Origin of the sequence: Haloarcula sp. DT43 (assembly GCF_037078405.1) — an archaeon.
GTDB lineage: Archaea > Halobacteriota > Halobacteria > Halobacteriales > Haloarculaceae > Haloarcula > Haloarcula brevis.
The window spans coordinates 801217-824041 of the sequence record NZ_JAYMGZ010000002.1 but is presented as its reverse complement, the minus strand read 5'-3'; the positions used below and the strand labels follow the sequence as shown (position 1 = coordinate 824041).

Below are 22825 nucleotides of genomic sequence, written 5' to 3'. Positions count from 1 at the left end.
AAGAATATAATAGTTAGTATCTAACTTCAAGATTAGATAGGCCTAATACGCCACCCCTCGTCGCAGATACGTCCGCCGGGCCAGGTGCGGACGGACACAACGCATAAGCCGGCGCTGGAAGTTGGTCCGATATGCCCGGACTCGACGACACGGACCACGAGATTCTCCGGCTCCTGCTCGAAGACGCCAGGCGGCCCTACAGCGACATCGCGGACAGAGTGGACCTCTCTCCCCCCGCGGTCTCCGACCGCGTCGACCGACTCGCCGAGATGGGGTTGATACGCGGGTTCACCGTCGACGTCGACCGCTCGCTGCTGCGGGCCGGCGTGCCGGTCCTGATAGAAATCGACGCGAAGCCGGGCCGGGCCGCCGACATCGCGTCGTCGGTCGGCGACGCCGACAGCGTCGAGCGGGTCTACCGGACCGCCGGCGGCCGCGTGGTCCTGGTGGCGACCGTCCCCCAGACCGACGCCAGCGAACTGCTCGCGGACCACGTCGACCTGACGGCCGTGGACGGCTACGAGGTCCGACTGGTCGCGGACAGCGAGTGGACCGCCGGGCTGGGCGCGGCGGAGTTCGCCCCCGACTGCGCGGAGTGTGGCAACACCGTCGACGCAGAGGGCGAACAGCGCACGCTCGACGGGGAGCGGTACTACTTCTGCTGTGGCTCCTGTGCCGAGCGGTTCGTCGACCACTACGAGTCGCTGAAAGACGGGGCCTGAACTGGCAGCGTCGCTTTGGATTGTGGCGTCAGCGCCGTTTTGAGTTTGCATCCGAACTGACCGCCGCGGTTTGACCTTCGAATCGAAGGGGCAAACCGCATGAACGGGGAGGGCGTACAGTACTACAAGATGAGCAACCGGACCACCCGGCTCGAACTGACGGGAATGAGCTGTGCCAACTGCGCGAGCACTATCGAGGAGTCGGTGGGCGGGCTCGACGGGGTCGCGTCCGTCGACGCGAACTACGCCACCGACGGGGGGAGCGTCGAGTACGACCCCGACGTGGTATCGCTGGCCGACATCGTCGCCGCCGTCCGGGACGCCGGCTACGACGTGGCGACGGAGACGGCGACGGTCGGCATCACCGACATGTCGTGTGCGAACTGCGCAGACACCAACGAAGAGGCGCTGGAGGGGACCGCGGGCGTCATCGAGGCCGACGTGAACTACGCGACCGACGAGGCCCAGGTCACGTACAACCCGGCGGACGTGTCGCGCTCGGACCTCTACGACGCAATCGAGTCCGCCGGCTACACGCCCGTCCGGGACGACGGCGGGGACGACGACGGCGAGCAATCCGACGCCGACCGCCGTGCGGCTGCCCGTGACGAGGAGACGCGACGACAGCTCCGGCTCACGCTGTTCGGCGCGGTGTTGTCGGCCCCGCTCTTGCTGTTCATGGCGGACCACCTGTTCGCGCTCGGTCTCGTCGGCGAGACGATTCTGGGGGTGCCACAGGGCTGGGTCGCCTTCGCGCTGGCGACGCCGGTCCAGGTGCTGCTGGGCAAGCCCTTCTACGAGAACTCCTACAAGGCGCTGGTCAACAACGGTCGCGCCAACATGGACGTGCTCATCGCGCTGGGGTCCTCGACGGCGTACGTCTACTCCGTGGCCGCGCTGGCCGGGCTGATAGCGAGCACGGGGCTGTACTTCGATACGGCCGCGCTGATTCTCGTCTTCATCACGCTCGGGAACTACCTCGAAGCCCGCTCGAAGAGCCAGGCCGGGGCCGCAATCCAGCAGTTGCTGGAGATGGAGGCCGACACGGCGACGGTCGTCCACGAGGACGGCAGCGAGGCGGACATCCCCATCGACGAAGTCGAGGTCGGCGACCGGCTGAAGGTCCGGCCCGGCGAGAAGGTGCCGACCGACGGCGTCGTCGTCGACGGCGACTCGGCGGTCGACGAGTCGATGGTGACCGGCGAGTCCGTCCCGGTCGAGAAAGGCGAGGGCGACGAGGTCATCGGCTCGACGGTGAACCAGAACGGCGTCCTCGAAATCGAGGCGACGAAGGTCGGCTCCGAGACGGCCATCCAGCAGATAGCCGAGCGGGTCCGACAGGCCCAGTCCCGCCAGCCGGACATCCAGAACGTCGCCGACCGCATCTCGGCGTACTTCGTCCCGGCGGTCATCGGCAACGCCGTCCTCTGGGCGGTGCTGTGGGCGGTCGCGCCGGAGACGCTGGCCGCCGTCGTCGACGCGCTCCCGCTGTGGGGGCTGGCCGCGGGCGGCCCGGCCGGCGTCGGCGTCGCCGAGTTCGCCGTCGTCGTGTTCGCCTCCGCCGTCCTGATTGCCTGCCCCTGCGCCCTGGGGCTGGCGACGCCCGCCGCGACGATGGTCGGGACCGCCATCGGCGCGCGCAACGGCGTCCTGTTCAAGGGCGGCGACGTGCTCGAACGCGTCCGCGAGGTCGACACCGTCGTCTTCGACAAGACGGGGACGCTGACGGAAGGCGAGATGGAACTCACCGACGTGGAGGTCGTCGCCCCGGCCGCCGACGGGGGGACGCTCGAACCGGAGACCGAACTGACCGAGGCGTTCGTCCTCGAAGTCGCCGCCAGCGCCGAACGCGCCAGCGAACACCCGCTGGCCGAAGCCATCGTCGAGGGCGCGCGCGACCGCGGCATCGAGGTCGAGGACCCCGACGCGTTCGAGAACGTCCCCGGCCAGGGCGTGAAAGCGACCACGAGCCACGGCCGGGTCCTCGTCGGCAACCGGAAACTGCTGTCCGAGGCCGGCGTCGACACCGCGCCGGCGGAAGAGCGGATGGACGCGCTGGAACGCGAGGGCAAGACGGCGATGCTGGTCGCGCTGGCCGAGGACGCGACGGACGACCCGGACTACCGCCTCGTCGGCATCGTCGCCGACGCCGACACGGTCAAGGAGTCCGCGGCGGCGGCGGTTAGCGGTCTGCGCGACCGCGGGCTGGGCGTCTGGCTCATCACCGGCGACAACGAGCGGACCGCCCGCGCCGTCGCCGAGGAGGTCGGCATCGACCCCGACAACGTGATGGCCGACGTGCTCCCCGAGGACAAGGCCGACGCCGTCGACGACCTCCAGAGCGACGGCGACCAGGCGATGATGGTCGGCGACGGTGTCAACGACGCCCCGGCGCTGGCGGCCGCGAGCGTCGGCTGTGCCATCGGCTCGGGCACCGACGTGGCAATCGAGGCCGGCGACGTGACCTTGCTCCGGGACGACCCCGCCGACGTGGTGAAGGCCATCCGGATTTCCGAGGCGACGCTCCGGAAGATAAAGCAGAACCTCTTCTGGGCGCTGGGGTACAATACGGTGATGATTCCGCTGGCCTCGCTGGGGCTCCTCCAGCCGGTGCTGGCCGCCGCCGCGATGGCCGCCTCGTCCGTGTCGGTGCTCGCGAACAGCCTCGCGTTCCGCCGGTACACGCCGGATTCGGAGTACCGACTGCTCGGATTCCTGCGGCAGTGAGCGACCGTCTCCAGCAGACTCATCTGTCGCCGGGACGCACGTTCGAACAGTGACTGCCGAGGAGCGCGTCGCCGGCGAGCCGACGGGGGAGACAGTGTCACGGCCGGGCGGTATCGGCGTCCGGCTCCGGGCGCTCTGGCGGGCGCTCGTCATCGTCTGGCAGTTCGTCCCGCTGCTCTGGCAGTGGGGCCGGGACCGCAAGCGGTTCCTCATCTTCGGTCAGTCCCGGTCAGTGACCCCCGAAACACGGCTGCGGCGCGCTCGCTACCTGAAGGACACGTTCGTCGACCTCGGGCCGGCGTTCATCAAGCTCGGGCAGATGCTGTCGACCCGGCCCGACGCCCTGCCGCGGGCGTACGTCGACGTGCTCTCGGAGCTACAGGACAACGTCCCGCCGGACCCGTGGGCGACCATCGAGCCCGTCATCGAGCGGGAACTGGGCGGGGATGTCGACACGCTGTTCGAAGCGTTCGACACGACGGCCATCTCCGGGGCCTCGCTCGGGCAGGTGTACGAGGCGCGCGTCGACGGCCAGCGGGTCGCCGTGAAGGTGCTCCGACCAGCCATCAGAACGCGCGTCGAGTCCGACCTGCGCGTGCTGTCGACGCTGCTGCCGGTCCTCACCTACGGCGCGGACCCCGGGCAGGCGTTCACGCTGGAGAACCTCACCGAGGAGTTCGCGGCGACGGTGCGCCGGGAGATGGACTACGGCCACGAGGCGCGGATGCTCCGGGAAATCGGCGACAACTTCGCGGACGCGGACGACGTCGCCATCCCGAACGTCGTCGAGAGCCACTCGACGGACCGCGTGCTGACGATGACCTACGTCGACGGCGTGAAGATAGACGACGTGGAGCGCCTGGACGAACTCGGCGTCGACCGCCCCGCGCTCGTCCGCCGGCTCGAAGAGGTGTACATCCAGATGATAGTCGAGGACGGGCTCTTCCACGCCGACCCTCATCCCGGGAACCTCGCCGTCCAAGAGGACGGGACGCTCGTCTTCTACGACTTCGGAATGACCGGCTATCTCGGGCCCGGGACGCAAGACCAGCTACTTGACTTCTACGTCGGCCTGGCGTCCGACGACGTTGACCGCGTGATGGACGCCTTCGTGGCGATGGGCGCGCTGGACCCGACGGCCGACCGCGACGTGATGCGAGAGGCCTTCGACATCGTCATCGAGCAGTTCCGCGGCGAGGACATCAGCGAGTACCGCATCGAGCAACTGGTCGGCCAGTTCGAGACGCAGCTGTACGAGTTCCCGATGCGACTGCCACAGGACCTGGCGCTCGTGGTTCGCGTGACGACGGTCCTGGAAGGCGTCTGCCGGACGCTCGACCCCGAGTTCGACTTCATCGAGATAATCTCCGAGTACGTCAGACAACGGGGCGCTGGGGACGACATCCGGGACCGTCTGACCGCGGAAGTGCGGGAGACGCTGACGGCGTCGACCCGGTCGGCGGTGCGGACGCCACCGACGCTCGAGGACGTACTCGACAGGGCCGAACGCGAGGCGCTGCTCGTCGAGACCGTTCTGAAAGACTCAAACGGACTGGGGCGGGCACTCGCCAAGCGGCTCCTGCTCGGTATCGTCGCCAGCGCCGGGGTGCCGGTGAGCGCCTACCTCTACACCGTGAGCGGGCTCCGGCTCGCCGGGCTCGCGCTTGGCGTGAGCGCGGCGGTACTCGGGGTGCTCGCGTGGTCGTTCCGGAAGCGCAGCGGGCCGGCGCTGTCGACCCCGCAGTTCACCCGCCACGAGATGCAACAGCGGCGGGCGGTCGACTCCACGGAAGACGAGTAGCCGGGCGTCGCCACCGCTCAGAGCTCGCCGGCGGCCGCCAGCTCCCGGATTTCGTCGGCCCGGTCGCGGATGGCCGCCAGTTCCGCGTCGCTCTTGTCGTCGACGTGGCTGTACATCAGCCCCATCCGGTGGTTCGACCGAAGTGTCTCCTCGTTGCGGTCCAGGAAGTCCCAGTACAGCGCGTTGAACGGACAGGCCCCGTCGCCGGTCGTCTTGGTCTTGTAGTAGGGACAGGCCGAGCAGTAGTCGCTCATCCTGTCGACGTAGTTCGCCGACGAGGCGTAGGGCTTGGTGGCGAACACGCCCGCGCCGTACAGCCCCATCTCGACGACGTTGGGGGTCGTCACCCAGTGGAAGGCGTCGACGTAGCCGGCGTGGAACCACCGGTTGAGCTGGGCCGGCTCGACGCCGTAGACCAGCCCGAAGTTGGCGAGGAGCATCAGCCGCTCGATGTGGTGGGAGTACCCCCGCTTCCGGACGCCGTCAATCACGTCCGAGAGACAGGCCATGTCGGTGTCGCCGTCCCAGTAGAACGCGGGGAGGTCCTCGCTCGCGCCGAGCTGGTTCGCCGTCGCCAGGCCGGGCATCTCCCGGCGGTAGACGTGCCGGAGGAACTCGCGCCAGCCCAGCACCTGCCGGACGAACCCCTCGACGCTGTTGAGCGGCGCGTCGCCGTCCTCGTAGGCCGCGATAGCGCGCTCGACGACCTCGTCGGGACCCAGGAGTCCGAGGTTGAGCGACGTGGAGAGCAGGCTGTGGCTCATCGCCCACTCGGCGTCGAGCATCGCGTCCTGGTACGGCCCGAACGCGGGGAGCCGGTGCGTTACGAAGTGGTCCAGCGCCCGAACGGCCTGCCGGCGGGTGACCGGCCAGCGGAACGGCTCGGGGTCGGCCCAGTCGCCGCCGTAGGGCCGCTCGTCGTAACTCCCCTCGAAGGTCGTTTCGACCCACTCGACGACGTTCCGGGTCACGTCGTCGGGCTCGAACCGCGGGGGGTCCGGCGGCGTCCAGCCCTCGGGCGGCGTCTCCCGGTTCTGGTCGTCGTAGTTCCACTCGCCGCCGACGGGGTCGCCGTCCGCCATCAGGTAGCCAGTCTCCCGGCGCATGAACCGGTAGAAGTCCTCGTGGCGGTAGCGCCCGTCCCCGGCCCACTCGTCGAACTGGGCGGGGGAACAGCGGAACCGCTCGTCTGGGACGAACTCGATTGTGCCGCCGGCGTCGGCCACCAGCGATTCTAGTCGGGCCTGCGCGGACTCGGTCTGGGGCCGGTGGGTCACGAGCGTGTCGCCCGGATTCCCATCGAAGTGTTCCGCCAGCCCGTCCTCGAAGGTCTCCGCTCGACGGTACCGGACCGTCCGGCCGTCGGCCCGGAGGTCGTCGCGGAAGTGCCGCATCGCGCTGAACAGCAGGACCAGCTTGTGCGGGTGGTAGGGCAGTTTGCGAGCGAACGACGACGCCTCTAGCAGGAGCACCGGTTCGTCAGGTCGCCGAGCGACGGGGCCGGAGCGCCGGACGAGATGGTCGCCGCGGAGCCAGACAGTCATCTGTGAACGGACACTCCCATCGGGTGTATCGAGGGCCCGCGCCCGCATCAATCCCCGTCCGAACTGTGTCGGTATCCCGTCACCACACGGCCTCGTATCCCCGGTTATTGTTCCTCGACAAGCGACAGAAACGACCCGCTTATAAGTACACAGTCGTAAATTCGGACGCATGTTGGACGACCTCGACAGGCGGACGTTCATCCGCACTACTGCGGCCGTATCGGGCGCTGGACTACTCGCTGGCTGTGGCGGGTCCGGCGGCGATGGCGGTAGTAGCGACGGCGGCGACGGGGACGCCGAAGCTACCGAGGCCGAGACGACGGAGAGCGGCGGTGGAATGGAGACCGCCGAAGCGCCGGAAGAGGTGGCGAACTACGTCGGCGACTCGTCGAACTTCGACGGCTCCATGGTCGTGCTGACCGACCAAGACGAGGTCTCCGTCGCCGTCGGCGCCGAGGGCAACGGCGGCGCGTTCGCCTTCGACCCGCCGGCGATTAACGTCTCGACCGGAACGACGGTCGTCTGGGAGTGGACCGGCCAGGGGGCCGGCCACAACGTCGTCTCCGAGGGCGAGGGGCCGCTGGACTCGGGGTCGGCCGTCGCGGAGGAAGGGACCACCTACGAGTACACGTTCGAGGAGAGCGGGACCTACCTCTACAACTGCGTGCCCCACCGGGCGCTCGGGATGGTCGGCGCGGTCGTCGTCGAGTAACGCGGCCGGTGGCGTTTATTTTCCGCCCAGTGCGGAGCGGCGGGTAGCGAACCCGACGGCGAGTGACACGTCTCCAGTCACAGTTCCTCGCTGACGCGTGACCACAGGAGCGCGAGCCGGTCGCTGGGCCGCTCGTCGGCCGGCAGAACGTCGACGTCGAAGGCACCGTCCTCGTCGACTCCGACGAACACGCCGCCACAGTCCCGGACGTACGCCGTCGCGTGGTGCCCGTCGGCGCGCACGTCCGTCTCCTCGGCGACCAGGTCGGCTTCGCTCAACTGTTCGAGCTTCCGGTAGGTGCTCGTCTGCGGCAGGTCACAGGCCGCGGCGACCGCTTTCGCCGGCAGCGGCTCGTCGAGTACCCTGAGGATGTCACGACAGTCAGGGTCGGCGAGGGCGTCGAACAGGGCCTGCGTCTCGCTCGCGTCGTTGTGTGCCACGGGGAGCCTCTCAGGGGGGCGGTTCTGCGGGCGGTTCGGTCCCGATATGACGGGGCAGCGACGTGAAACCTGTGGATGACCGACGACCTTCGATACCCAAGCGTCGGCCTCCGGATGCCGTCCAGTATATAAACCACCGTCGGATAAAGGGCGACCGTTCGTTTCCAGAATCTGGAAAGGAGACACCCCCTTTTGTATCACGGGGTGAGAACGGCTAGCGTGCCATGCGACTGCCCTCCACCCGCAGACAGTTCCTCGCGAGCACAGGGTTGACAGCACTCGCCGCCACCGCCGGCTGTGTCTCCGCCGTGGGGTCGGACGCAGCCGCCGACAGCGGAACCGCGACCGGGACGGCGACGCCCGAGCCGACGCCGGAATCCCTCGACGACTGGCTCGACGACGCCAACGGCTACGACGGCGAGCCTGCCCGCTTTGGCCCCGCCGCCCGGCCGACGGTGATGGTCGGCGAAGAGACGGACGACGGCCTGGCCTTCGACCCGCCGGTCATCGAGGTCCCGCCGGGGACGCTCGTCCGGTGGGACTGGACCGGCCACGGCGGCCAGCACAACGTGGTCGCCCTCGACGGCCCCTTCGACAGCGGGCGGACGAACGCCCAGCCCGGGACGGGGTACCGGTACTTCTTCGAGGAGCCCGGCGAGTACCGCTACGTCTCCGAACCGCACCGCGAGGACGGCATGCAGGGTGCAGTTCTCGTCAGAGAGCCGCCGTCCTCGGGCAACGAAGCGGTCGACGAGTGGCTCGTGGCGTCGAGTAACTTCGACGGCACCATCGCCGACCGCACCGACGCCAGCACCGTGACGGTCACGACCGGCGCGGACGGCAACGGTGGCCGGTTCGCGTTCGACCCGCCCGCACTGCGAGTCGCGGCCGGCACGACCGTCCGGTGGGACTGGACCGGCCACGGCGGCCCGCACAACGTCGTCTCGAAGGGTGACGGGCCGCTTGACTCCGACCTCGTCGCCGAGGGGGACAGCGCGTACGAACACACCTTCGAGGAGTCCGGGACCCACCTGTACTCATGTAAACCACACGAGGGACTCGGGATGCGGGGCGCGGTCGTCGTAGAATAACGCCGCGGGCGTCGTCGGCCTACGGAATCTTGACGCTGTGTTTGAGCGTGCCGACGCCTTCGATTTCGACCTCGACCTCGTCACCGTCTTCCATCGGGCCGACGCCTTCCGGCGTGCCCGTGGCGATGACGTCGCCGGGCTCTAGGGTCATGTACGAGGTTATCTCCGCGATGAGTTCGGGGACCGAGAAGATGAGGTGCTCGCGGGAGGAGGACTGTTTCGTCTCGCCGTTGAGCCGGAGTTCGATGCTGGCGTCCTCGGGGACGTGTTCGGGCGTGGCGACGAGCGGGCCGATGGGGCAGGCGTTGTCGAAGGCCTTCCCGCGGACCCAGTTCTGTTCCTGGCGCTGGTCGTCGCGGTTCGAGATGTCGTTGACGCAGGTGTAGCCCGCGACCACGTCCATCGCGCCGGACTCGCTGACGTTCTTGCACTGCTCGCCGATGACGACCCCGAGTTCGGCCTCGTAGTCGATGCGTTCTTTCCCCGAGGGCAGCGTGAGGTGCTTGCCGTGGGACGCGATGGCGTTTGGCGCTTTGAGAAACAGCATCGGCCGGTCCGGAAGGTCCGAGTCCATCTCCTCGGCGTGGTCGGCGTAGTTTCGCCCGATGCAGACGACTTTCGTCGGCTCGCAGGGCGGCAGGATGTCCACCTCGTCGGGGTCGTAGGACTCGTCGCCGAAGGCGATACGGCCGTACGGTCCGGCGGCGGCGGTGACGACGGGCTCGCCGTCCTCGACGGTCCAGCGGCCCCCCCGGACGTTCCCCGCGGTATCACGGAATCGAACGCGCTTCATGTCACCGTTCTCTCAGGGCCGACAGATAAGCGTTTAGGAGGGGAAACCGTATCACGGCGGGCGATTCGACGGCTGTCTACCCGGGCATCGTCACGTGCGGTGCCCCGCCGGTCGGGCGTGTGACCGAACGGCTTTTGAGACGGGCCGGGCTACGCTGGGCCGATGAACGTCCTCGTCGTCGGTGCCGGCGCGATGGGCCGGTGGTTCGCGCGCACAGTCCGGACCCGCGCCGACGCGTCCGTCGCCTTCGCCGATGTCGACCAGTCGGCCGCCGAAGCCGCCGCTGACGCGGTCGGCGGGCGCGCAGTCGAAAACGACGCCAGCGAGACCTTCGACGTGGTCTGTGTCGCGGTGCCGATGCCCGTCGCCGGGGCGGCCATCGACGAGTTCGCGCCGCTCGCCACGGGCGCGGTCGTCGACGTGACCGGGAGCATGGCGGCCCCCATCGCGGCGATGCGCGAGGCCGTGCCCGACGGCCAGCGGCTGAGCCTCCACCCGCTGTTCGCCCCCGAGAACGCGCCCGGCAACGTCGCCGTCGTCGCCGACGCACCGGGTCCCGAGACGGAGGCCGTCGTCGACGCCCTCGCCGCGGCCGGGAACAACTGCTTCGAGACGACGGCGGCCGAACACGACGAGGCCATGGAGACGGTCCAGGCCAGCGCCCACGTGGCCGTGCTCGCGTTCGCGATGGTCGACGACGACGTGCCCGACCGGTTCCAGACGCCGGTCTCGGCCGGCCTGTTCGACCTCGTCGAGCAGGTCACCGGCGGCGACCCGCGGGTGTACGCCGACATCCAGGACGCCTTCGACGGCGCGGACGCCGTGGCCGACGCGGCCAGGGAACTCGCCGACGCCGACGCGGACACCTTCGAACAGCTGTACGAGCGACTCTCATGAACCAGGACACACGCCGGCAGATACGCGAGAACGCCCAGTACCTCCGGAACGTCCGGCCGCTGGACCCCGAGGAGCTACAGGAGTACGTCGAGGGCCAGCCCCACCCCGCCGTCGTGCGGCAGGTGCTCCGCGAGGAGGCGTTCGACCTCGGACTCGTCGAGCGCGAGGACGGGACCTTCGTCCCGGCCCCCGAGAAACGGCTTTCGGTTGACTTCCACGGCGTCGAGCGGTTCCCCGACCGCTACGAGCAGGCGGTGCTGGACCTGCTGACGGAGTGGGGCGGGCTGGAGTGGGACAGCGGCGAGAGCGGCGACCAACTCCGCGAGCGCATCCGCGACATCAAGGAGCGGTATCTCCGCGGGCAGGCCGTCGAGTACGACGAACTGACGGCGCTTGGCTACGCGGTGTATCACCTGCCGGACTACTACGCCGTGGCGAAGTACGTCCTCGCGGCCCTCGCCGCGGACGGCCTGCTCCCCTCGCAGCTCCGGGTGCTGGACGTGGGGGCCGGCGTCGGCGGCCCGGCGCTGGCCCTGCGGGACCTGCTCCCCGACGACGCCCTGCTCGACTACCACGCTGTCGAACCCAGCGCCGCCGCGGACGTGCTAGAGCACCTCCTGGAAGACAGCGGCGGGAACGTCCGCTGGGAGATTCACCGGGAGACGGCGGAGGCGTTCGACCCGGCGTCGCCGTTCGGAGGCGACGGCAGTGGTGGGACTGGGGACGGGGATGGCGACACCGGGTACGACCTCGTCGTCTTCTCGAACGTCCTCAGCGAACTCGACGACGCGGCGGCGACGCTCTACCGGTACGTCGAGGCGCTCGCCGACGACGGGACGCTACTGGCGCTGGCCCCGGCCGACCGCAACACGGCGATACAGCTCCGAACGGTCGAGCGCGAGGTGGCCGACGGCGGCCCGGCGACGGTGTACGCGCCGACGGTGCGGCTCTGGCCACACCAATCGCCCGACGGCGAGTCGTGGTCCTTCGACCGCAAGCCGGACATCGCGGTCCCGACGATGCAAAAGCGCCTCGACGACGCCGGTGGCGGCACGGGCGAGTTCGTCAACACGGACGTACAGTTCGCCTACAGCGTCCTGCGCACCGACGGGAAGCGAAAGCACGACGTGACGCCGGACCGGGGCATCCACGCGCCGATGGCCGACGCCGAGAACTACGTCACCGACCGGGTGAACTTCCTCGGGGTCAAACTCAGCCACGACCTCGCCGAGCGGGAGGGCGCGAACCCGCTGTTCCTGCTTGGCGACGGGAGCCAGAAAGTCGACCACTTCGCCGTCCTCACGGAGCCGTCGATACTGAACGAGGACCTCCGGACGGCCGACTACGGCGACCTGCTGTCCTTCGAGAACGCCCTGGTGCTCTGGAACGACGACGAGGAGGCCTACAACGTCGTCGTTGACGGCGAGACGGTCGTCGACCGGGCCCGGTAGCGGTGGGCTTTTCTCGGGGACGGCCCGACGGTGGGTATGGACGAGCCGACGATTCTGCTGACGAACGACGACGGCATCGAGAGCGCCGGTCTGCGCGCGCTGTACGACGGGCTCTCGACGGTCGGCGACGTGACCGCGGTCGCCCCGGCGGAGGACCAGAGCGCGGTCGGCCGGGCCATCTCGCACGAAGTGACCGTCCACGAGCACGACATCGGCTACGCCGTCGAGGGGACCCCCTCGGACTGCGTCGTGGCGGGGCTCGAAGCGCTCGTCACCGACGCCGACCTCGTCGTCGCGGGCTGTAACCGCGGGGCGAACCTCGGCGCGTACGTCCTCGGCCGCTCGGGCACCGTCAGCGCCGCCGTCGAGGCCACCTTCTTCGACGTGCCTGCGATGGCCGTCTCGATGTACATCCCGGTCCGCGAGGACGCCGCCTTCGCCGACATCGAGGCCAACGGCGACAGCTACGGCGAGGCCGTCAAGGCGACGACCTACCTGGCCGACCACGCCGTCGGTGCCGGCGTGTTCGAGCAGTGTGACTACCTGAACGTCAACGCCCCCGTCGCCGAGTGGGGCGACGCGGAGATGGCCGTCACGCGACCGTCCCGGGTCTACGAGATGGACGCGGTCAGGGAGGGCGACGCAGTGACCCTCCACGACCGCATCTGGGAACACATGGCCGAGGGCGACATCCCCGACCCCGAGGGGACCGACCGCCGCGCCGTCGTCGACGGGAAGGTCAGCGTCTCGCCGCTGACCGCCCCGCACACGACGGAACATCACGAGGCACTCGACGCCATCGCGGAGACATACGAGCCGGACGACGACGGCGAGGCGACCGACTGACGGCCGATGCGGTTCCGCAACGCCGTCCTCTTCGTCGCGCTCGCTATCGCCTGGGGGAGCGCTTTCACCGCCATCAAGGCCGGGCTGGAGTACTTCCCGCCGATACTGTTCGCGGCGTTTCGGTACGACCTCGCCGGACTGGTGATGCTCGGCTACGCGGTGTACGCCACCGACCAGTGGGTGCCCCGGAGTCGCGCCGACTGGGTCGTCGTGGGTATCGGCGGCTCGCTGCTGATTGCGGCGTACCACAGCTTCCTGTTCGTCGGCGAGCAGGGGACCACGAGCGCCGCCGCCGCTATCGTCGTCAGCCTCTCGCCGATTCTCACGACCGGGTTCGCGCGGGCGTTCCTCCCGGACGAGCGGCTCACGGCGCTTGGCACCGTCGGCCTGCTCGTCGGCTTCGTCGGCGTCGGCGTCCTCAGCGACCCCGACCCGGGGAACCTCCTCGACCCACGGACCGTGTCGCTGTTTCTGGTATTTCTCGCGGCCGCGTCATTCGCCCTCGGGAGCGTGCTGACCCGCCGGTTCGACGACGACCTGGAAATCGAGACGATGGAGGCGTGGTCGATGCTGCTCGGTGCGGCGCTCATGCACGGCGTGAGCCTCGGTGCCTCCGAGTCGGTCGCCGACGTCCAGTGGACCGCCGAGGCCGTGGTGGCCCTGCTGTATCTGGTCGTCGTGGCCAGCGCGCTGGGCTTTCTCATCTACTTCGACCTGCTGGAGCGGCTCGGCCCCATCGAAATCAACCTCGTCTCCTACGCCGCGCCGGTCGTCGCCGCCGCCACCGGACTGCTGTTCCTCGGCGAGACGCCGACGGTCTACACGGGCGTCGGGTTCGCCTGTATCCTCGTCGGGTTCGGGCTGTTGAAGCGGGACGCGCTGCGGAACGAACTCGCGCGGTTCGGCGGGACGCCGGGGCGGGGGGACTGAGGTCAGTCGCCGCCGTCGGCCGCCGTGTCACGGATGAACGCGACGACGTCGCCACCGTCGGCGTCGAGTCCGCCGCCCTGTGCGACGGTCGGCCGTCCGCCGCCACCGCCGCCGAACTCCGCGGTCACGCGGTCGACCACCTCGCCGGCGTCGACGTCGCCGGTCGTCGCAACGCCCACGTACTGCCCGTCGTCGGCCACCAGCGCGGCCACGTCGACGGCGTCGCCGACGGCGCGCTCGGCCCGGTCGGCCAGCCCGTTCGCGTCGAGTCCGGTGACGGTGCCGACGAGCCACCGCTGTCCGTCCGCCTCGACGGCGTCGTCCCGCAGGTCAGCGACGCGGGCGTCGACGAGGCGCTCCCGGAGCGTCGCCACGGTGTCCCGGAGGTCGTCGCGCTCTGACTGCAGGGCCGTCACAGCGTCCGGGAGTTCTGCGACGTTCGTATCCAGCGCTCGTGCGGCCCGCCTGGACTGCTCGTGTTCGGTCGCCCGCTGGCGAATCGCCCGCGGGCCGACGGCGAACTCGACGCGGGTCAGCCCCTCGCCGGGGTTCGACCGCGAAAGCACCGCCACCGGCCCGATTTCGCGCGTGTTCCCGACGTGTGTCCCGCCGCAGGCCGCCACGTCCCAGTCCTCGATGGTGACGACCCGGACCGTCTCGCCCTCGATTCCCTCCTCTGTCTTGGTGTTGAACGCGATGTCGTCGCGGCCCAGCGCCTCGTCGCGTGGGATTTGCTCCCAGGTCACGTCGTAGGACTCCCAGACAGCGCGGTTGGTCAGCCGTTCGAGTTCCGCGAGCGTCCCGTCGTCGATTTCGGTGGTCGTCTCGAAGTCCACTCGCACTTTTCCGCCGACAGCGGGGCCGAAGTCGTCGTCGCCGTCCTCGTCCGGGACTGTCGCGCTGATGTCGAAGCCGCCGTAGCCGAGGTCCGCTAACACCCGGCGGCCAGCGCCGTAGAGGACGTGACTGGCCGTGTGGGCGCGCATGCAGTAGGTCCGAAACGCCGCGTCGACGGAGCCTTCGACCGACTCGCCCGGCTCGAAAGTCGGCGGTTCGGCCAGTTCGTGGACGATTTCCCCGTCCCGGTGTCGCACGTCGACGACTTCGACGCCGCCGAGTGTGCCCCGGTCGGCCGGCTGGCCGCCGCCCTCGGCGTAAAAGTACGTCTCCGAGAGCACGACGTCGGTTGCCTCAACACGGTCAACGGTCGACGTGAACGTCGTCACAGTGGGCTCGGCCGCAGCTCTTCCCGTCATCGGGCGTGGCTACGGCGGCCCGGACAAAAACGTCTGGGCGTCACTCGGCGAGCGAGCGGCCGGGACCAGTCGCCCGACAGTCCGGTAGTTCCCGCGGGTACAGTGGCCGACGTAGGGACTGACTTACGACGCCGCAGGAGCGATAAGACGCCGCGTTACGCTGGCTCGGCCCGGATACGGAGTCACTACTTAACTGCCCGGCGAGGGCACGTGTCGCCCATGTTCGGGAGTGGGGTCCTGTCGATGGTGCTCTGGCTCGCAGTGGGGTGGCTGCTCGCGGTCGGACTGTTCGTGGCGCTCCTGTACGCGTCCGGCAAGCGGGACCGGGAGGACAGCCGCGCCAGTAGCGAATAGCCCGTCGGGCGGGACCGCGGCGTCTGACGCTCGGCTGACGAGGCCGCCGGAAAGCCCGTCCAGTCTTGCGGTTTTCACTTTCACCGCGAATTGCCCGGCTATATGACCCCCGGCCTCCTGTCGAACAGTATGATTGAGCGGTTACGCCGTGTCGTGGGGAGTCGACAGCGGTCGCACCTCGAGTGTCGGCGCTGTGGAACCACCATCGAGACGGACGACGCCACCTGTCCGGCCTGTGGCTCCGGCAACATCGCGCAGTACGATTTCTGACCCCGCCGGTCGCGACTCGTCGGCTGGTCGGACAGCGAGTAGCGAAGGAGTACCGAGGCCTACTGCTCGACGGGCTCCCACACGTCCGAGGAAATCTTCGCCTCCGCGTTGTCGGGATGTGTCACCGTCAGCCGGTCGCCGGACTCGATAGCGATGAGGTCGACCGTGTTGGTCTCCGCGTGGTTCCGCGTCGGGTAGGTGAACGGTCGTGACCGCGTCGGGAGGTCACCGACCGACGGGCACTCGGGGGGCACGACCACGTCGTCGGCGAACCCGTCGGTGTGGACCTTCGACTGTGGCTTGTCTCGACCACGCGTGTCGAGCCACTGGAGGCATCGCTCCCCGAGCGAAGTGGTCTCGATGGCTGAGCGCACCCGGTGTCTGGCCCGTGCCAGCAACGAGGGGGGCGGCACGTCGCCGTCGGCCGTCCGACACCGGACACCCCGTGGCTCATCCATGGGTGTGAGACTCATACGCAAAGCTAGGGAAGCACGGTACAAAACCGTTGTGTCGGTCGGGCTCAGAGTTCGATTCGCTCGACTATCTGGTTGCCGTCCTCCCGGGTGTTGAGCGCGACGATGCGGACGTGTTCCTCCAGGCCCGAGTCCCTGAGCTTGGCCTTCAGGAGATTGTCGACCTGATAGACGCCGGCCGCGTTGTTCATCGCAATCTCGACGAGGACGGGGTAGTCCTCGCCCGTGGTCAGCGTCACCGTCTCGATGGCCTGGCTGGAGACGGTGTCGATGCCGCGGCCGCCGCGCTTGTACGGAATCCGGGAGCGGCCACGCTCCATGTCCAGGGCGTCGGCGACGCGAACGACGCCGGCCTCCAGGGTCAGGGGCGTCTCCTCGGTGTGGTGACAGAGAATCGCGTGGAGCACCTCCCCCTTTACCTGGACCGCCCGGCGGACATCGTAGAACTCCGGCAGGACGTCGTCGAGGATGTCGGCCGCCAGCGGAATCGAGTAGTACGGGTGCGAATCGCGGTGGACGACGTGCCCGATGTCGTGTAGCGTCGTCGCCAGCGCGATGATGACGGCCTCGTCCGCCTCGTCGAGGCCGTGGTCGGCCGCGCCGTTGAACTCGACGCCCCCCTGCTTGAGGAGGTCGTACAGGCACAGCGCCCGGTTCCGGACGATGTCGATGTGTTTCGCGCCGTGGTCGTTGTACCGCTTGCGGGCGACGGGATTGATGTTCTGTGCGTCGAGGTACGCCTGAATCTCCTCGTCGGTCGTGACGGTGTCGAGAACGGCGTTCAGCCGTCCGTCAGGGAACGCGTGGTCCGCCTCGGGGTCGTAGATACGGCCGCTGGTGTCGTCTCTGTCGACGCTCATACGACTACCCAGACGGTCCACCGCGAAAAATCCCCCACCGCTCAGGTGGCGGCGTCGATGACCTCGTCGTAGTCCGGTTCGACGCCGGGGTCGTCGCTGACCCAGGCGTACGTGACTTCCAGGTCCTCGTCGACGACGAAGACGGCCCGCTTGGCGACGTTCGGGACGCCGAGGGCCTCGAAGTCCATCGAGATGTCGTAGGCGTCGACTATCTCGCGTCCGGAGTCACTGACGAGGTCGAACTCCAGCCCCAGTTCGTCGCGGAACGCGTTCTGTGAGAACGGCGTGTCGATGCTGACGCCGTACAGCGTTGCCCCCGCCTCGGTGAGTTCGTCCAGTCGGTCCTGGAACGTGTTCATCTCGTGGCTGCAGACGCTGGTGAACGCCCCCGGGAAGAACGCGAGGACGACGGGGCCGTCCGCGACGGCCTCGGACAACGTTACCTCGTCGATGTCGCCGTTTGCTATCGGTGCCGTGAAATCGGGCGCAACGTCGCCGACTGATACCATAGTGGCGACCTGGGTCGTGGCAGGTAAAACCCTTTCCGACCCGGACGAGTTCGGCGGCTGTCAGAACTGCGCGAACTTCGCCGTGACCTCGTCTATCCACTCCGGCAGTTCGCGGTCCGCGAGCGTCCCGTCCGCGTCCCGGGTCGTGACGACGTCCGCGATTTCGCCCTCCCGCGTGACGTCGAGTCGCCACACGCCGTCGGCCTCCACGTCGACCCGAACGACGTCCTCGCCGACGGGTTTTATCGGTCGAATCGTTACCTCCTGCCCGCTCCTGACTTCCATCGTGTGACTGTCGGCCGGCATCCGGTGTCCCCAAGCGCCCGACGGCAGTTATAGGTCGGGGGGTACACACCGCCGGTAAACGGCGGTTTAACCGACGGATAATAAACTAACAGTCCCGTGTCGTCGCGGATGCGGGCACACACCCGCACCCGAACAGACCACGCACGCAGACATGGCCACGGACATCGTGTCACCACAACCCCCACAGCCACCACCTGGTTCCGTGGACATGTCGCGGTCCACCTGTTGACGTGCCTACCGCGCCGACGATGCCGGAGACGCGGTGTCTGGTCTCGCCGCTTCCGGTCCACCCCGATTCGCCCACATCCCCCACCGGGCCCCGCCGTCGGTTCCCGGCGGGGCCGTTCCACCGCCACCCAGAGGGGCCTGTGTCTCGCATCCGTTCCGGACGGTTGCTCGGCGCTCTCGCCTCTCGTGCTCCGCCAGAACGCGATGGCGGGGTCGCTACGATGCCGGTGTAGACTGACGGTGGTGAGTCGCCTGCAGGACCCTCCTGAGCAAAAAGGTTATAATAGCAACCACGTAACCTTCGGACACAATGTTAGGGACATCCGGAGTACTGTTCCCGGGGATGCCCGGGACGACGGAGATGATGGTCATCCTCCTCATCGCCGTCCTGCTGTTCGGGGCGAACAAGATTCCGAAACTGGCGCGGTCGACCGGCGAAGCCATGGGCGAGTTCCAGAAGGGGCGCGAGGAAGTCGAGCAGGAACTCGAAGAGATGCGCGATGGCGGTGCTTCCGAGGGGAGCGACGCCGTCGACACGACCGAGGCAACCGAGACGACGAAAGAGACCGAGACGTAACCCGGCCACTTCTCCGTTTTCAGCGTCCCGTAGTGATAACGAAAGGGCTTTTCACCGCTCAAGCGACCACCCGATAGGGCGTGTGGCCTAGTGGACCAGGGCGAGGGGTTCCTAACCCCTAGAACGCGGGTTCGAATCCCGCCACGCCCGCTTCGTGGTTTCTCGCGTCCGCTCGAAACACACTCGCGGCCGTGGCGTAGCTCGCAAACGCTCAGCGTTTGCTCACTCCCGCCACGCCCGTGCAGCGACCGAAGTGAGCGAACCGGCGTGAGTGGATTCTAATCAGGAAGGTCACGCACAGCACTTGAGATGCCAACGTATAAGTTTAGGCTTGCCTAACTCCTGCTGAGATGGACCGGGAGCCGTCCGACCGGGCGGACGTGTGCGTCGTCGGTGCCGGCCCGGCAGGCGCACTCGTCGCGAGCCGACTCGCCAGCGAGGGGCAGCGCGTGGTCGTGCTGGAGGCCGGGCCGCGGTTCGACAGGGAGCGGCGCGACGAGCAGATGGAGGCGGCGATTCGCCCCGGCGACCACGGCTCCGTCTGGGGGATGGGCGGCGACCGCGACGCCTTCAGCGCGAGCGGCGAGCAGTACTACCCGCTGAACGTCGCCCGGGTGAAAGGCGTCGGCGGGTCGACGCTGCACTGGCAGGGGATGGTGATGCGGCTGCACCCGTCGGATTTCGACGGGAGCCACGACACCGACGACCCCGCGTGGCCCATCGGTTACGACGACCTGCGGCCGTACTACGCCGACGCCGAGCGGGCGCTGGGGGTCGCCGGCGACGCGGACAACCCCTTCGCGCCGCCGCGGGACGGCGCGTATCCTCTGCCCGGATTCCCGCCGTCGTACAGCGACTCGCTGTTCGCCGAGGCCTGCGAGCGGCTGGGCATCACGATGCACTCCGTCCCCAACGCCCGCAATTCAGAGCCCTACGACGGCCGGGGGCCCTGCGTCGGCTACGGGACCTGCCAGCCGGTCTGTCCCTCGGGGGCGAAATACGACGCAAGCGTCCACATCGAGGACGCCGAAGCCGAGGGGGCCAGAGTCCTCGACCGCGTGCCGGTCCAGCGCCTGGAAACCGACAGCGGCGGCCGCGTCGAGGCGGCCGTGTACGCGACGCCAGACGGGACCGAACACCGCCAGACGGCCCGCGAGTTCGTCGTCGCGGCGGGCGGCGTCGAGACGCCGCGGCTCCTCCTGCTGTCGGCGACCGAGAACCATCCCGAGGGGCTGGCGAACGGGTCCGGGCTGGTCGGCCACTACTTCATGGACCACCTGTTTGCCGGGGCCGGCGGCACGCTCGACCGCGAGACGCGCCAGAACCACGTCGGCTTCCTCACGAGCGAGTGCCACCAGTTCTACGACGACCCCGGTCAGGCGGTCGAGCGGGTCGCGGACGGCGAGACGCTGGTCGCGGCCGCCGACGGGGCGCTGTCGCCGCTGAAACTGGAGTTCCTGAACTACGCCGGCCCGTCGCCGGTCGAACTCGCCCTCTCCGGCGAGGAGTGGGGCGACACCCTGCTGTCGAGCCTCCGGGACGCCTACGGCAACAGCATCGCCATGGGCGGGCTGGTCGGCCAGCCGCCGCGGAAGGGGAACCGCGTGACGCTGGACGCCTCGACGACGGACGACCACGGGAACCCGGTGCCGGACGTCCAGTGGTCGTGGGGCGACCGGCTGGAGCGGTCGCTCTCGCGGGCGAACGAGATTCAGCACGCGATTCTGGACGAGCTCGGCGTCGACGTCTCCTGGACGGTCGGGCCGGAAAACACCGGCCCGGCGTACCACCACATGGGGACGACGCGGATGGGGACAGACCCCGAAGAGAGCGTCGTGAACCCACAGCTACGGACCCACGACGTGGCGAACCTCGCTATCGCGTCCTCGTCGGTGTTCGTCACCGCCGGGTCGATGAACCCGACGCTGACCATCGCCGCGCTCGCGCTGAAGTGCGCCGACCACGTGTCCGAGCGGCTCTAGTCGGAAACCGCCGCGACCAAAGCCTTGCTTCGCCGAGTGACCGACCGGAGTCCGGGCGCGCCCTGGACGAGCCACACGGCGACGGCGAGGCCGAACAGCCCGAACTGGAACAGGACGTACGGCTCGACGGAGAGCGACGCGAACTGCTCGACGAAGGAGGTATCGTTGGCGTATGGCGGCGGTGGCCGGAGTGGCCAGACCAGGAACCGGAGCCACTGGACCTGCGTCAGGTCGCCGCCGAGTAGCCCGGCCACCGCCGTCGGGCTCATGTCCGTCAGCGTGTGCTCGAACGCGCCGAGAGTGAACGCAACCGAGAGGTCCGTTCGGCGATACCACGCGGCGACGCGGTGCAGGACCACGGCGAGCAGGAGGAGGGTGAACAGCGAGTGGGCGAGGGACCGCCCCGACGGCAGGACGCCGAGCGTCCAGGCGAGCGGTTTGTCAATCAGGTCCGGGAACTGCGACCCGACGGCCAGCGCCGTCAGCGTCCCCGCGGTTTGGCGACGGCTCGGGTCAGAGCGGGCGTAGCCGACGTAGACGAGATAGGCGACGGCGAGGTGTCCCCACGGCCACATTGGGTTCCGATATGCAGGACAGCGGTTTGTATCTGCTGTTACCCGCCAGTGTGACGCCCGAAACGGTCGGCGTTCAGTACAGGCCGAGAATCGCGCCGGCGTCGAGCAGGAGCAGGATTGCGACGGCGGACGCCCCGAGCAGGAACGGGCGCGCGTTCCGGGCCGGTTCGCGGACCTTCTGCTGGTCGAAGCCCTCGCTGAGCTTCGACGCACCGACTTCGACGAGGCCGGCCAGGACGAACCACAGGACTATCATCGTGATGACGAGGTGGCCCCGACCGGTCCCCGTCAGCGACTCGGCGGTGTAGCGGGTCGCCGCCAGATGGCCGCCGGTCAGAAACAGGAGCAGGGCGCTCGTCCGGGAAACGGTCCGGAGCTTCCCGGTAATCGCCGATAGCGGCCCCGGCGACGAGTCGCCGTTCAGCGCCGTCGGGAGGACGGCGTAGGTCATGAACAACACGGTGCCAGCCCACAGCGCGGCGAATATCAGGTGGACCCCGAAGACAGCCGCGTTTACGACACTCATATGCGGCGGTTGGACGCGACCCCCTTCAACGTCGTGGGTTCGACGCGGTCACTCGGAGGTGTCGAAAGCGTCGAGGGCGTCCGCGTCACCGGACATGTCCATCTCCCTGACCGCGTCGGTATCGGCCGAGATGTGCGTCTCGCGGTCCGTGTCGTAGTCCAACTGGTCGATGAGGTGGACGAACGAGCCGGGGTCGGGGATGAGGAAGATGCGGAGCGAGAACGCCACGTCGCTCTCCTTGATGTCGACCAGCGAGTCGAGGACGATGGTCAGGGAGTCTCGGCGGACGTGCGAGAGGGCCTTGTCGGCGATTTCGGTCGCGTCGTCCTGGACGACCGTCGGCGTCCCCATGTTGATGGTCGCGTCCAGCGTGTTCGCGATGCCGTCGATAAAGCCCGAGGTGAGGATGTTGCACATCTCCTGGAGCGCGGACTCGTGGAGTTGCGTGAACCCGTCGTCGACGCTGGACCCGGTCATCAGCTCGGCGATTTCGGCGGCCGTCTCCGTCTCGAATGTCATCAGGAACACGCCGTAGGGCGGCTCAGTCAGCCGGACGCGGGCGCTGTAGATGGTGCCCTGGCCCATCTCGGTAGCGATGTCCTCCGGCTGGACGAACGAGAGGCTCTTTATCTCGACGGCTGCGTCGACGCCGGCCAGCGTGGCAAGCGAGTCGGCGACCTGCTCGGCCCCGTCCTGGATGAGCCGCGTGATGAGTGTGAGCTTCCGAATATCGATGAGAAGCGGCATTGGACGCTATCAGGACCTATGGTGTGTTACCGTTTTCGGTGACCCCAGGCGACCCACCGTAACGCTCATTATCGCTGGCTAGCAGGACTTCGACGGGGAGCGTGCCAGTCAGTGGCTCACCCGTCGGCGACGGGTGAGACTGGCCGATTTCCGTGCGAGAACGGCCGCCGAACGACGCCCACGCCCGATGTGAGCACGCTTAAGCCGT

General features: G+C 68.6%; 24 protein-coding genes and 1 tRNA gene. 14 read left to right on the top strand and 11 right to left on the bottom strand.

All coding sequences use genetic code 11. The annotated features are described in order from the left end of the window. Positions 1-131: 131 nt before the first annotated feature. The 3 genes from VI123_RS11675 (at position 132) to VI123_RS11665 (ending at position 5250) form a co-directional block, all read left to right on the top strand. A complete protein-coding gene (locus tag VI123_RS11675) occupies positions 132-722 on the top strand; it encodes a winged helix-turn-helix transcriptional regulator (RefSeq protein ID WP_336338215.1) in 591 nt (196 codons plus the stop codon). Between the two features lie 129 nt (positions 723-851). Next, positions 852-3449 carry a heavy metal translocating P-type ATPase gene (locus VI123_RS11670; protein WP_336338275.1) on the top strand — a complete coding sequence of 866 codons (2598 nt, stop codon included), beginning with the start codon at positions 852-854 and terminating at the stop codon, positions 3447-3449. A 49-nt stretch (positions 3450-3498) separates the two neighbouring features. Continuing rightward, entirely contained in the window at positions 3499-5250 is a 1752-nt protein-coding gene (locus VI123_RS11665; protein WP_336338214.1) for an ABC1 kinase family protein, read from the top strand. A 17-nt stretch (positions 5251-5267) separates the two neighbouring features. Here VI123_RS11665 and VI123_RS11660 read toward each other — a convergent pair whose 3' ends face one another. Beyond that, positions 5268-6794, bottom strand: a complete 1527-nt coding sequence (locus VI123_RS11660; RefSeq protein WP_336338213.1) for a cryptochrome/photolyase family protein — start codon at positions 6792-6794, stop codon at positions 5268-5270. 169 nt (positions 6795-6963) lie between these two features. Here VI123_RS11660 and VI123_RS11655 point away from each other — a divergent pair, with 169 nt between their 5' ends. Beyond that, complete coding sequence (locus VI123_RS11655; RefSeq protein ID WP_336338212.1) at positions 6964-7506, top strand: halocyanin domain-containing protein; 543 nt, start codon at positions 6964-6966, stop codon at positions 7504-7506. A 77-nt stretch (positions 7507-7583) separates the two neighbouring features. On the opposite strand, the gene VI123_RS11650 is transcribed toward VI123_RS11655, so the two are convergent. After that, complete coding sequence (locus VI123_RS11650; protein WP_336338211.1) at positions 7584-7946, bottom strand: winged helix-turn-helix domain-containing protein; 363 nt, start codon at positions 7944-7946, stop codon at positions 7584-7586. Positions 7947-8170: 224 nt separating this feature from the next. Between VI123_RS11650 and VI123_RS11645 the strand changes: the two genes are divergently transcribed. Beyond that, entirely contained in the window at positions 8171-9037 is an 867-nt protein-coding gene (locus VI123_RS11645; RefSeq protein WP_336338210.1) for a halocyanin domain-containing protein, read from the top strand. A gap of 19 nt (positions 9038-9056) precedes the next feature. Here the strand turns inward: VI123_RS11645 and VI123_RS11640 are convergent, their stop codons facing one another. Further along, positions 9057-9830, bottom strand: coding sequence for a fumarylacetoacetate hydrolase family protein (locus tag VI123_RS11640; RefSeq protein WP_336338209.1), 774 nt, complete (start codon positions 9828-9830; stop codon positions 9057-9059). A 162-nt stretch (positions 9831-9992) separates the two neighbouring features. On the opposite strand from VI123_RS11640, the gene VI123_RS11635 reads away from it, so the two are divergent. The 4 genes from VI123_RS11635 to VI123_RS11620 are packed head-to-tail and all read left to right on the top strand — an operon-like array spanning position 9993 to position 13954. Then, positions 9993-10727: a prephenate dehydrogenase gene (locus tag VI123_RS11635; RefSeq protein ID WP_336338208.1), complete on the top strand. Its 735-nt coding sequence runs from the start codon at positions 9993-9995 to the stop codon at positions 10725-10727. Then, positions 10724-12178: a small ribosomal subunit Rsm22 family protein gene (locus tag VI123_RS11630; RefSeq protein WP_336338207.1), complete on the top strand. Its 1455-nt coding sequence runs from the start codon at positions 10724-10726 to the stop codon at positions 12176-12178. Before VI123_RS11635 ends, VI123_RS11630 begins: the two co-directional genes overlap by 4 nt. A 36-nt stretch (positions 12179-12214) precedes the next feature. Beyond that, complete coding sequence (surE, locus tag VI123_RS11625; RefSeq protein WP_336338206.1) at positions 12215-13024, top strand: 5'/3'-nucleotidase SurE; 810 nt, start codon at positions 12215-12217, stop codon at positions 13022-13024. A 6-nt stretch (positions 13025-13030) separates the two neighbouring features. Beyond that, positions 13031-13954 (top strand): DMT family transporter, encoded by a 924-nt coding sequence (locus tag VI123_RS11620; RefSeq protein ID WP_336338205.1) that lies wholly within the window; start codon positions 13031-13033, stop codon positions 13952-13954. A gap of 2 nt (positions 13955-13956) precedes the next feature. Here VI123_RS11620 and VI123_RS11615 read toward each other — a convergent pair whose 3' ends face one another. After that, the gene (locus VI123_RS11615; protein WP_336338204.1) at positions 13957-15210 is read right to left on the bottom strand and encodes an alanyl-tRNA editing protein; all 1254 of its coding nucleotides are present in this window, start codon (positions 15208-15210) and stop codon (positions 13957-13959) included. Between the two features lie 219 nt (positions 15211-15429). On the opposite strand from VI123_RS11615, the gene VI123_RS11610 reads away from it, so the two are divergent. Together VI123_RS11610 and VI123_RS11605 are read left to right on the top strand one after the other, a co-directional pair. Beyond that, positions 15430-15564 carry a hypothetical protein gene (locus VI123_RS11610; protein WP_336338203.1) on the top strand — a complete coding sequence of 45 codons (135 nt, stop codon included), beginning with the start codon at positions 15430-15432 and terminating at the stop codon, positions 15562-15564. Positions 15565-15693: 129 nt separating this feature from the next. After that, positions 15694-15834, top strand: a complete 141-nt coding sequence (locus VI123_RS11605; protein ID WP_336338202.1) for a hypothetical protein — start codon at positions 15694-15696, stop codon at positions 15832-15834. Between the two features lie 59 nt (positions 15835-15893). Here VI123_RS11605 and VI123_RS11600 read toward each other — a convergent pair whose 3' ends face one another. The 4 genes from VI123_RS11600 to VI123_RS11585 all read right to left on the bottom strand — a co-directional run bounded on the left by VI123_RS11600 (position 15894) and on the right by VI123_RS11585 (position 17982). Further along, positions 15894-16292 (bottom strand): hypothetical protein, encoded by a 399-nt coding sequence (locus tag VI123_RS11600; RefSeq protein ID WP_336338274.1) that lies wholly within the window; start codon positions 16290-16292, stop codon positions 15894-15896. 62 nt (positions 16293-16354) lie between these two features. After that, positions 16355-17167 carry an HD domain-containing protein gene (locus VI123_RS11595; protein ID WP_336338201.1) on the bottom strand — a complete coding sequence of 271 codons (813 nt, stop codon included), beginning with the start codon at positions 17165-17167 and terminating at the stop codon, positions 16355-16357. 41 nt (positions 17168-17208) lie between these two features. Then, positions 17209-17676: a peroxiredoxin gene (locus tag VI123_RS11590; protein ID WP_336338200.1), complete on the bottom strand. Its 468-nt coding sequence runs from the start codon at positions 17674-17676 to the stop codon at positions 17209-17211. A gap of 60 nt (positions 17677-17736) precedes the next feature. Further along, a complete protein-coding gene (locus tag VI123_RS11585) occupies positions 17737-17982 on the bottom strand; it encodes a hypothetical protein (protein WP_336338199.1) in 246 nt (81 codons plus the stop codon). A gap of 571 nt (positions 17983-18553) precedes the next feature. On the opposite strand from VI123_RS11585, the gene VI123_RS11580 reads away from it, so the two are divergent. The 3 genes from VI123_RS11580 (at position 18554) to VI123_RS11570 (ending at position 20769) form a co-directional block, all read left to right on the top strand. Continuing rightward, complete coding sequence (locus VI123_RS11580) at positions 18554-18787, top strand: twin-arginine translocase TatA/TatE family subunit (RefSeq protein ID WP_336338273.1); 234 nt, start codon at positions 18554-18556, stop codon at positions 18785-18787. A 76-nt stretch (positions 18788-18863) separates the two neighbouring features. After that, a tRNA-Arg gene (locus VI123_RS11575) sits at positions 18864-18937 on the top strand. 200 nt (positions 18938-19137) lie between these two features. Beyond that, positions 19138-20769, top strand: a complete 1632-nt coding sequence (locus VI123_RS11570) for a GMC family oxidoreductase (RefSeq protein ID WP_336338198.1) — start codon at positions 19138-19140, stop codon at positions 20767-20769. Here the strand turns inward: VI123_RS11570 and VI123_RS11565 are convergent. The 3 genes from VI123_RS11565 to VI123_RS11555 form a co-directional block, all read right to left on the bottom strand. Then, positions 20766-21344: a metal-dependent hydrolase gene (locus VI123_RS11565; protein WP_336338197.1), complete on the bottom strand. Its 579-nt coding sequence runs from the start codon at positions 21342-21344 to the stop codon at positions 20766-20768. The genes VI123_RS11570 and VI123_RS11565 overlap by 4 nt on opposite strands. 73 nt (positions 21345-21417) lie before the next feature. Next, complete coding sequence (locus tag VI123_RS11560) at positions 21418-21870, bottom strand: transporter (protein WP_336338196.1); 453 nt, start codon at positions 21868-21870, stop codon at positions 21418-21420. A gap of 48 nt (positions 21871-21918) precedes the next feature. After that, a complete protein-coding gene (locus VI123_RS11555) occupies positions 21919-22617 on the bottom strand; it encodes a chemotaxis protein CheC (RefSeq protein WP_336338195.1) in 699 nt (232 codons plus the stop codon). Positions 22618-22825: the final 208 nt, after the last annotated feature.

Coding starts and splice junctions, on each gene's coding strand:
- VI123_RS11580 (WP_336338273.1), top strand. CDS start 18,554: ATGCCCGGGACGACGGAGATGATGGTCATCCTCCTCATCGCCGTCCTG.
- VI123_RS11565 (WP_336338197.1), bottom strand. CDS start 21,344: ATGTGGCCGTGGGGACACCTCGCCGTCGCCTATCTCGTCTACGTCGGC.
- VI123_RS11585 (WP_336338199.1), bottom strand. CDS start 17,982: ATGCCGGCCGACAGTCACACGATGGAAGTCAGGAGCGGGCAGGAGGTA.
- VI123_RS11590 (WP_336338200.1), bottom strand. CDS start 17,676: ATGGTATCAGTCGGCGACGTTGCGCCCGATTTCACGGCACCGATAGCA.
- VI123_RS11670 (WP_336338275.1), top strand. CDS start 852: ATGAGCAACCGGACCACCCGGCTCGAACTGACGGGAATGAGCTGTGCC.
- VI123_RS11630 (WP_336338207.1), top strand. CDS start 10,724: ATGAACCAGGACACACGCCGGCAGATACGCGAGAACGCCCAGTACCTC.
- VI123_RS11570 (WP_336338198.1), top strand. CDS start 19,138: ATGGACCGGGAGCCGTCCGACCGGGCGGACGTGTGCGTCGTCGGTGCC.
- VI123_RS11620 (WP_336338205.1), top strand. CDS start 13,031: ATGCGGTTCCGCAACGCCGTCCTCTTCGTCGCGCTCGCTATCGCCTGG.
- VI123_RS11605 (WP_336338202.1), top strand. CDS start 15,694: ATGATTGAGCGGTTACGCCGTGTCGTGGGGAGTCGACAGCGGTCGCAC.
- VI123_RS11555 (WP_336338195.1), bottom strand. CDS start 22,617: ATGCCGCTTCTCATCGATATTCGGAAGCTCACACTCATCACGCGGCTC.
- VI123_RS11595 (WP_336338201.1), bottom strand. CDS start 17,167: ATGAGCGTCGACAGAGACGACACCAGCGGCCGTATCTACGACCCCGAG.
- VI123_RS11635 (WP_336338208.1), top strand. CDS start 9,993: ATGAACGTCCTCGTCGTCGGTGCCGGCGCGATGGGCCGGTGGTTCGCG.
- VI123_RS11615 (WP_336338204.1), bottom strand. CDS start 15,210: ATGACGGGAAGAGCTGCGGCCGAGCCCACTGTGACGACGTTCACGTCG.
- VI123_RS11600 (WP_336338274.1), bottom strand. CDS start 16,292: ATGGATGAGCCACGGGGTGTCCGGTGTCGGACGGCCGACGGCGACGTG.
- VI123_RS11660 (WP_336338213.1), bottom strand. CDS start 6,794: ATGACTGTCTGGCTCCGCGGCGACCATCTCGTCCGGCGCTCCGGCCCC.
- surE (WP_336338206.1), top strand. CDS start 12,215: ATGGACGAGCCGACGATTCTGCTGACGAACGACGACGGCATCGAGAGC.
- VI123_RS11640 (WP_336338209.1), bottom strand. CDS start 9,830: ATGAAGCGCGTTCGATTCCGTGATACCGCGGGGAACGTCCGGGGGGGC.
- VI123_RS11655 (WP_336338212.1), top strand. CDS start 6,964: ATGTTGGACGACCTCGACAGGCGGACGTTCATCCGCACTACTGCGGCC.
- VI123_RS11675 (WP_336338215.1), top strand. CDS start 132: ATGCCCGGACTCGACGACACGGACCACGAGATTCTCCGGCTCCTGCTC.
- VI123_RS11560 (WP_336338196.1), bottom strand. CDS start 21,870: ATGAGTGTCGTAAACGCGGCTGTCTTCGGGGTCCACCTGATATTCGCC.
- VI123_RS11645 (WP_336338210.1), top strand. CDS start 8,171: ATGCGACTGCCCTCCACCCGCAGACAGTTCCTCGCGAGCACAGGGTTG.
- VI123_RS11610 (WP_336338203.1), top strand. CDS start 15,430: ATGTTCGGGAGTGGGGTCCTGTCGATGGTGCTCTGGCTCGCAGTGGGG.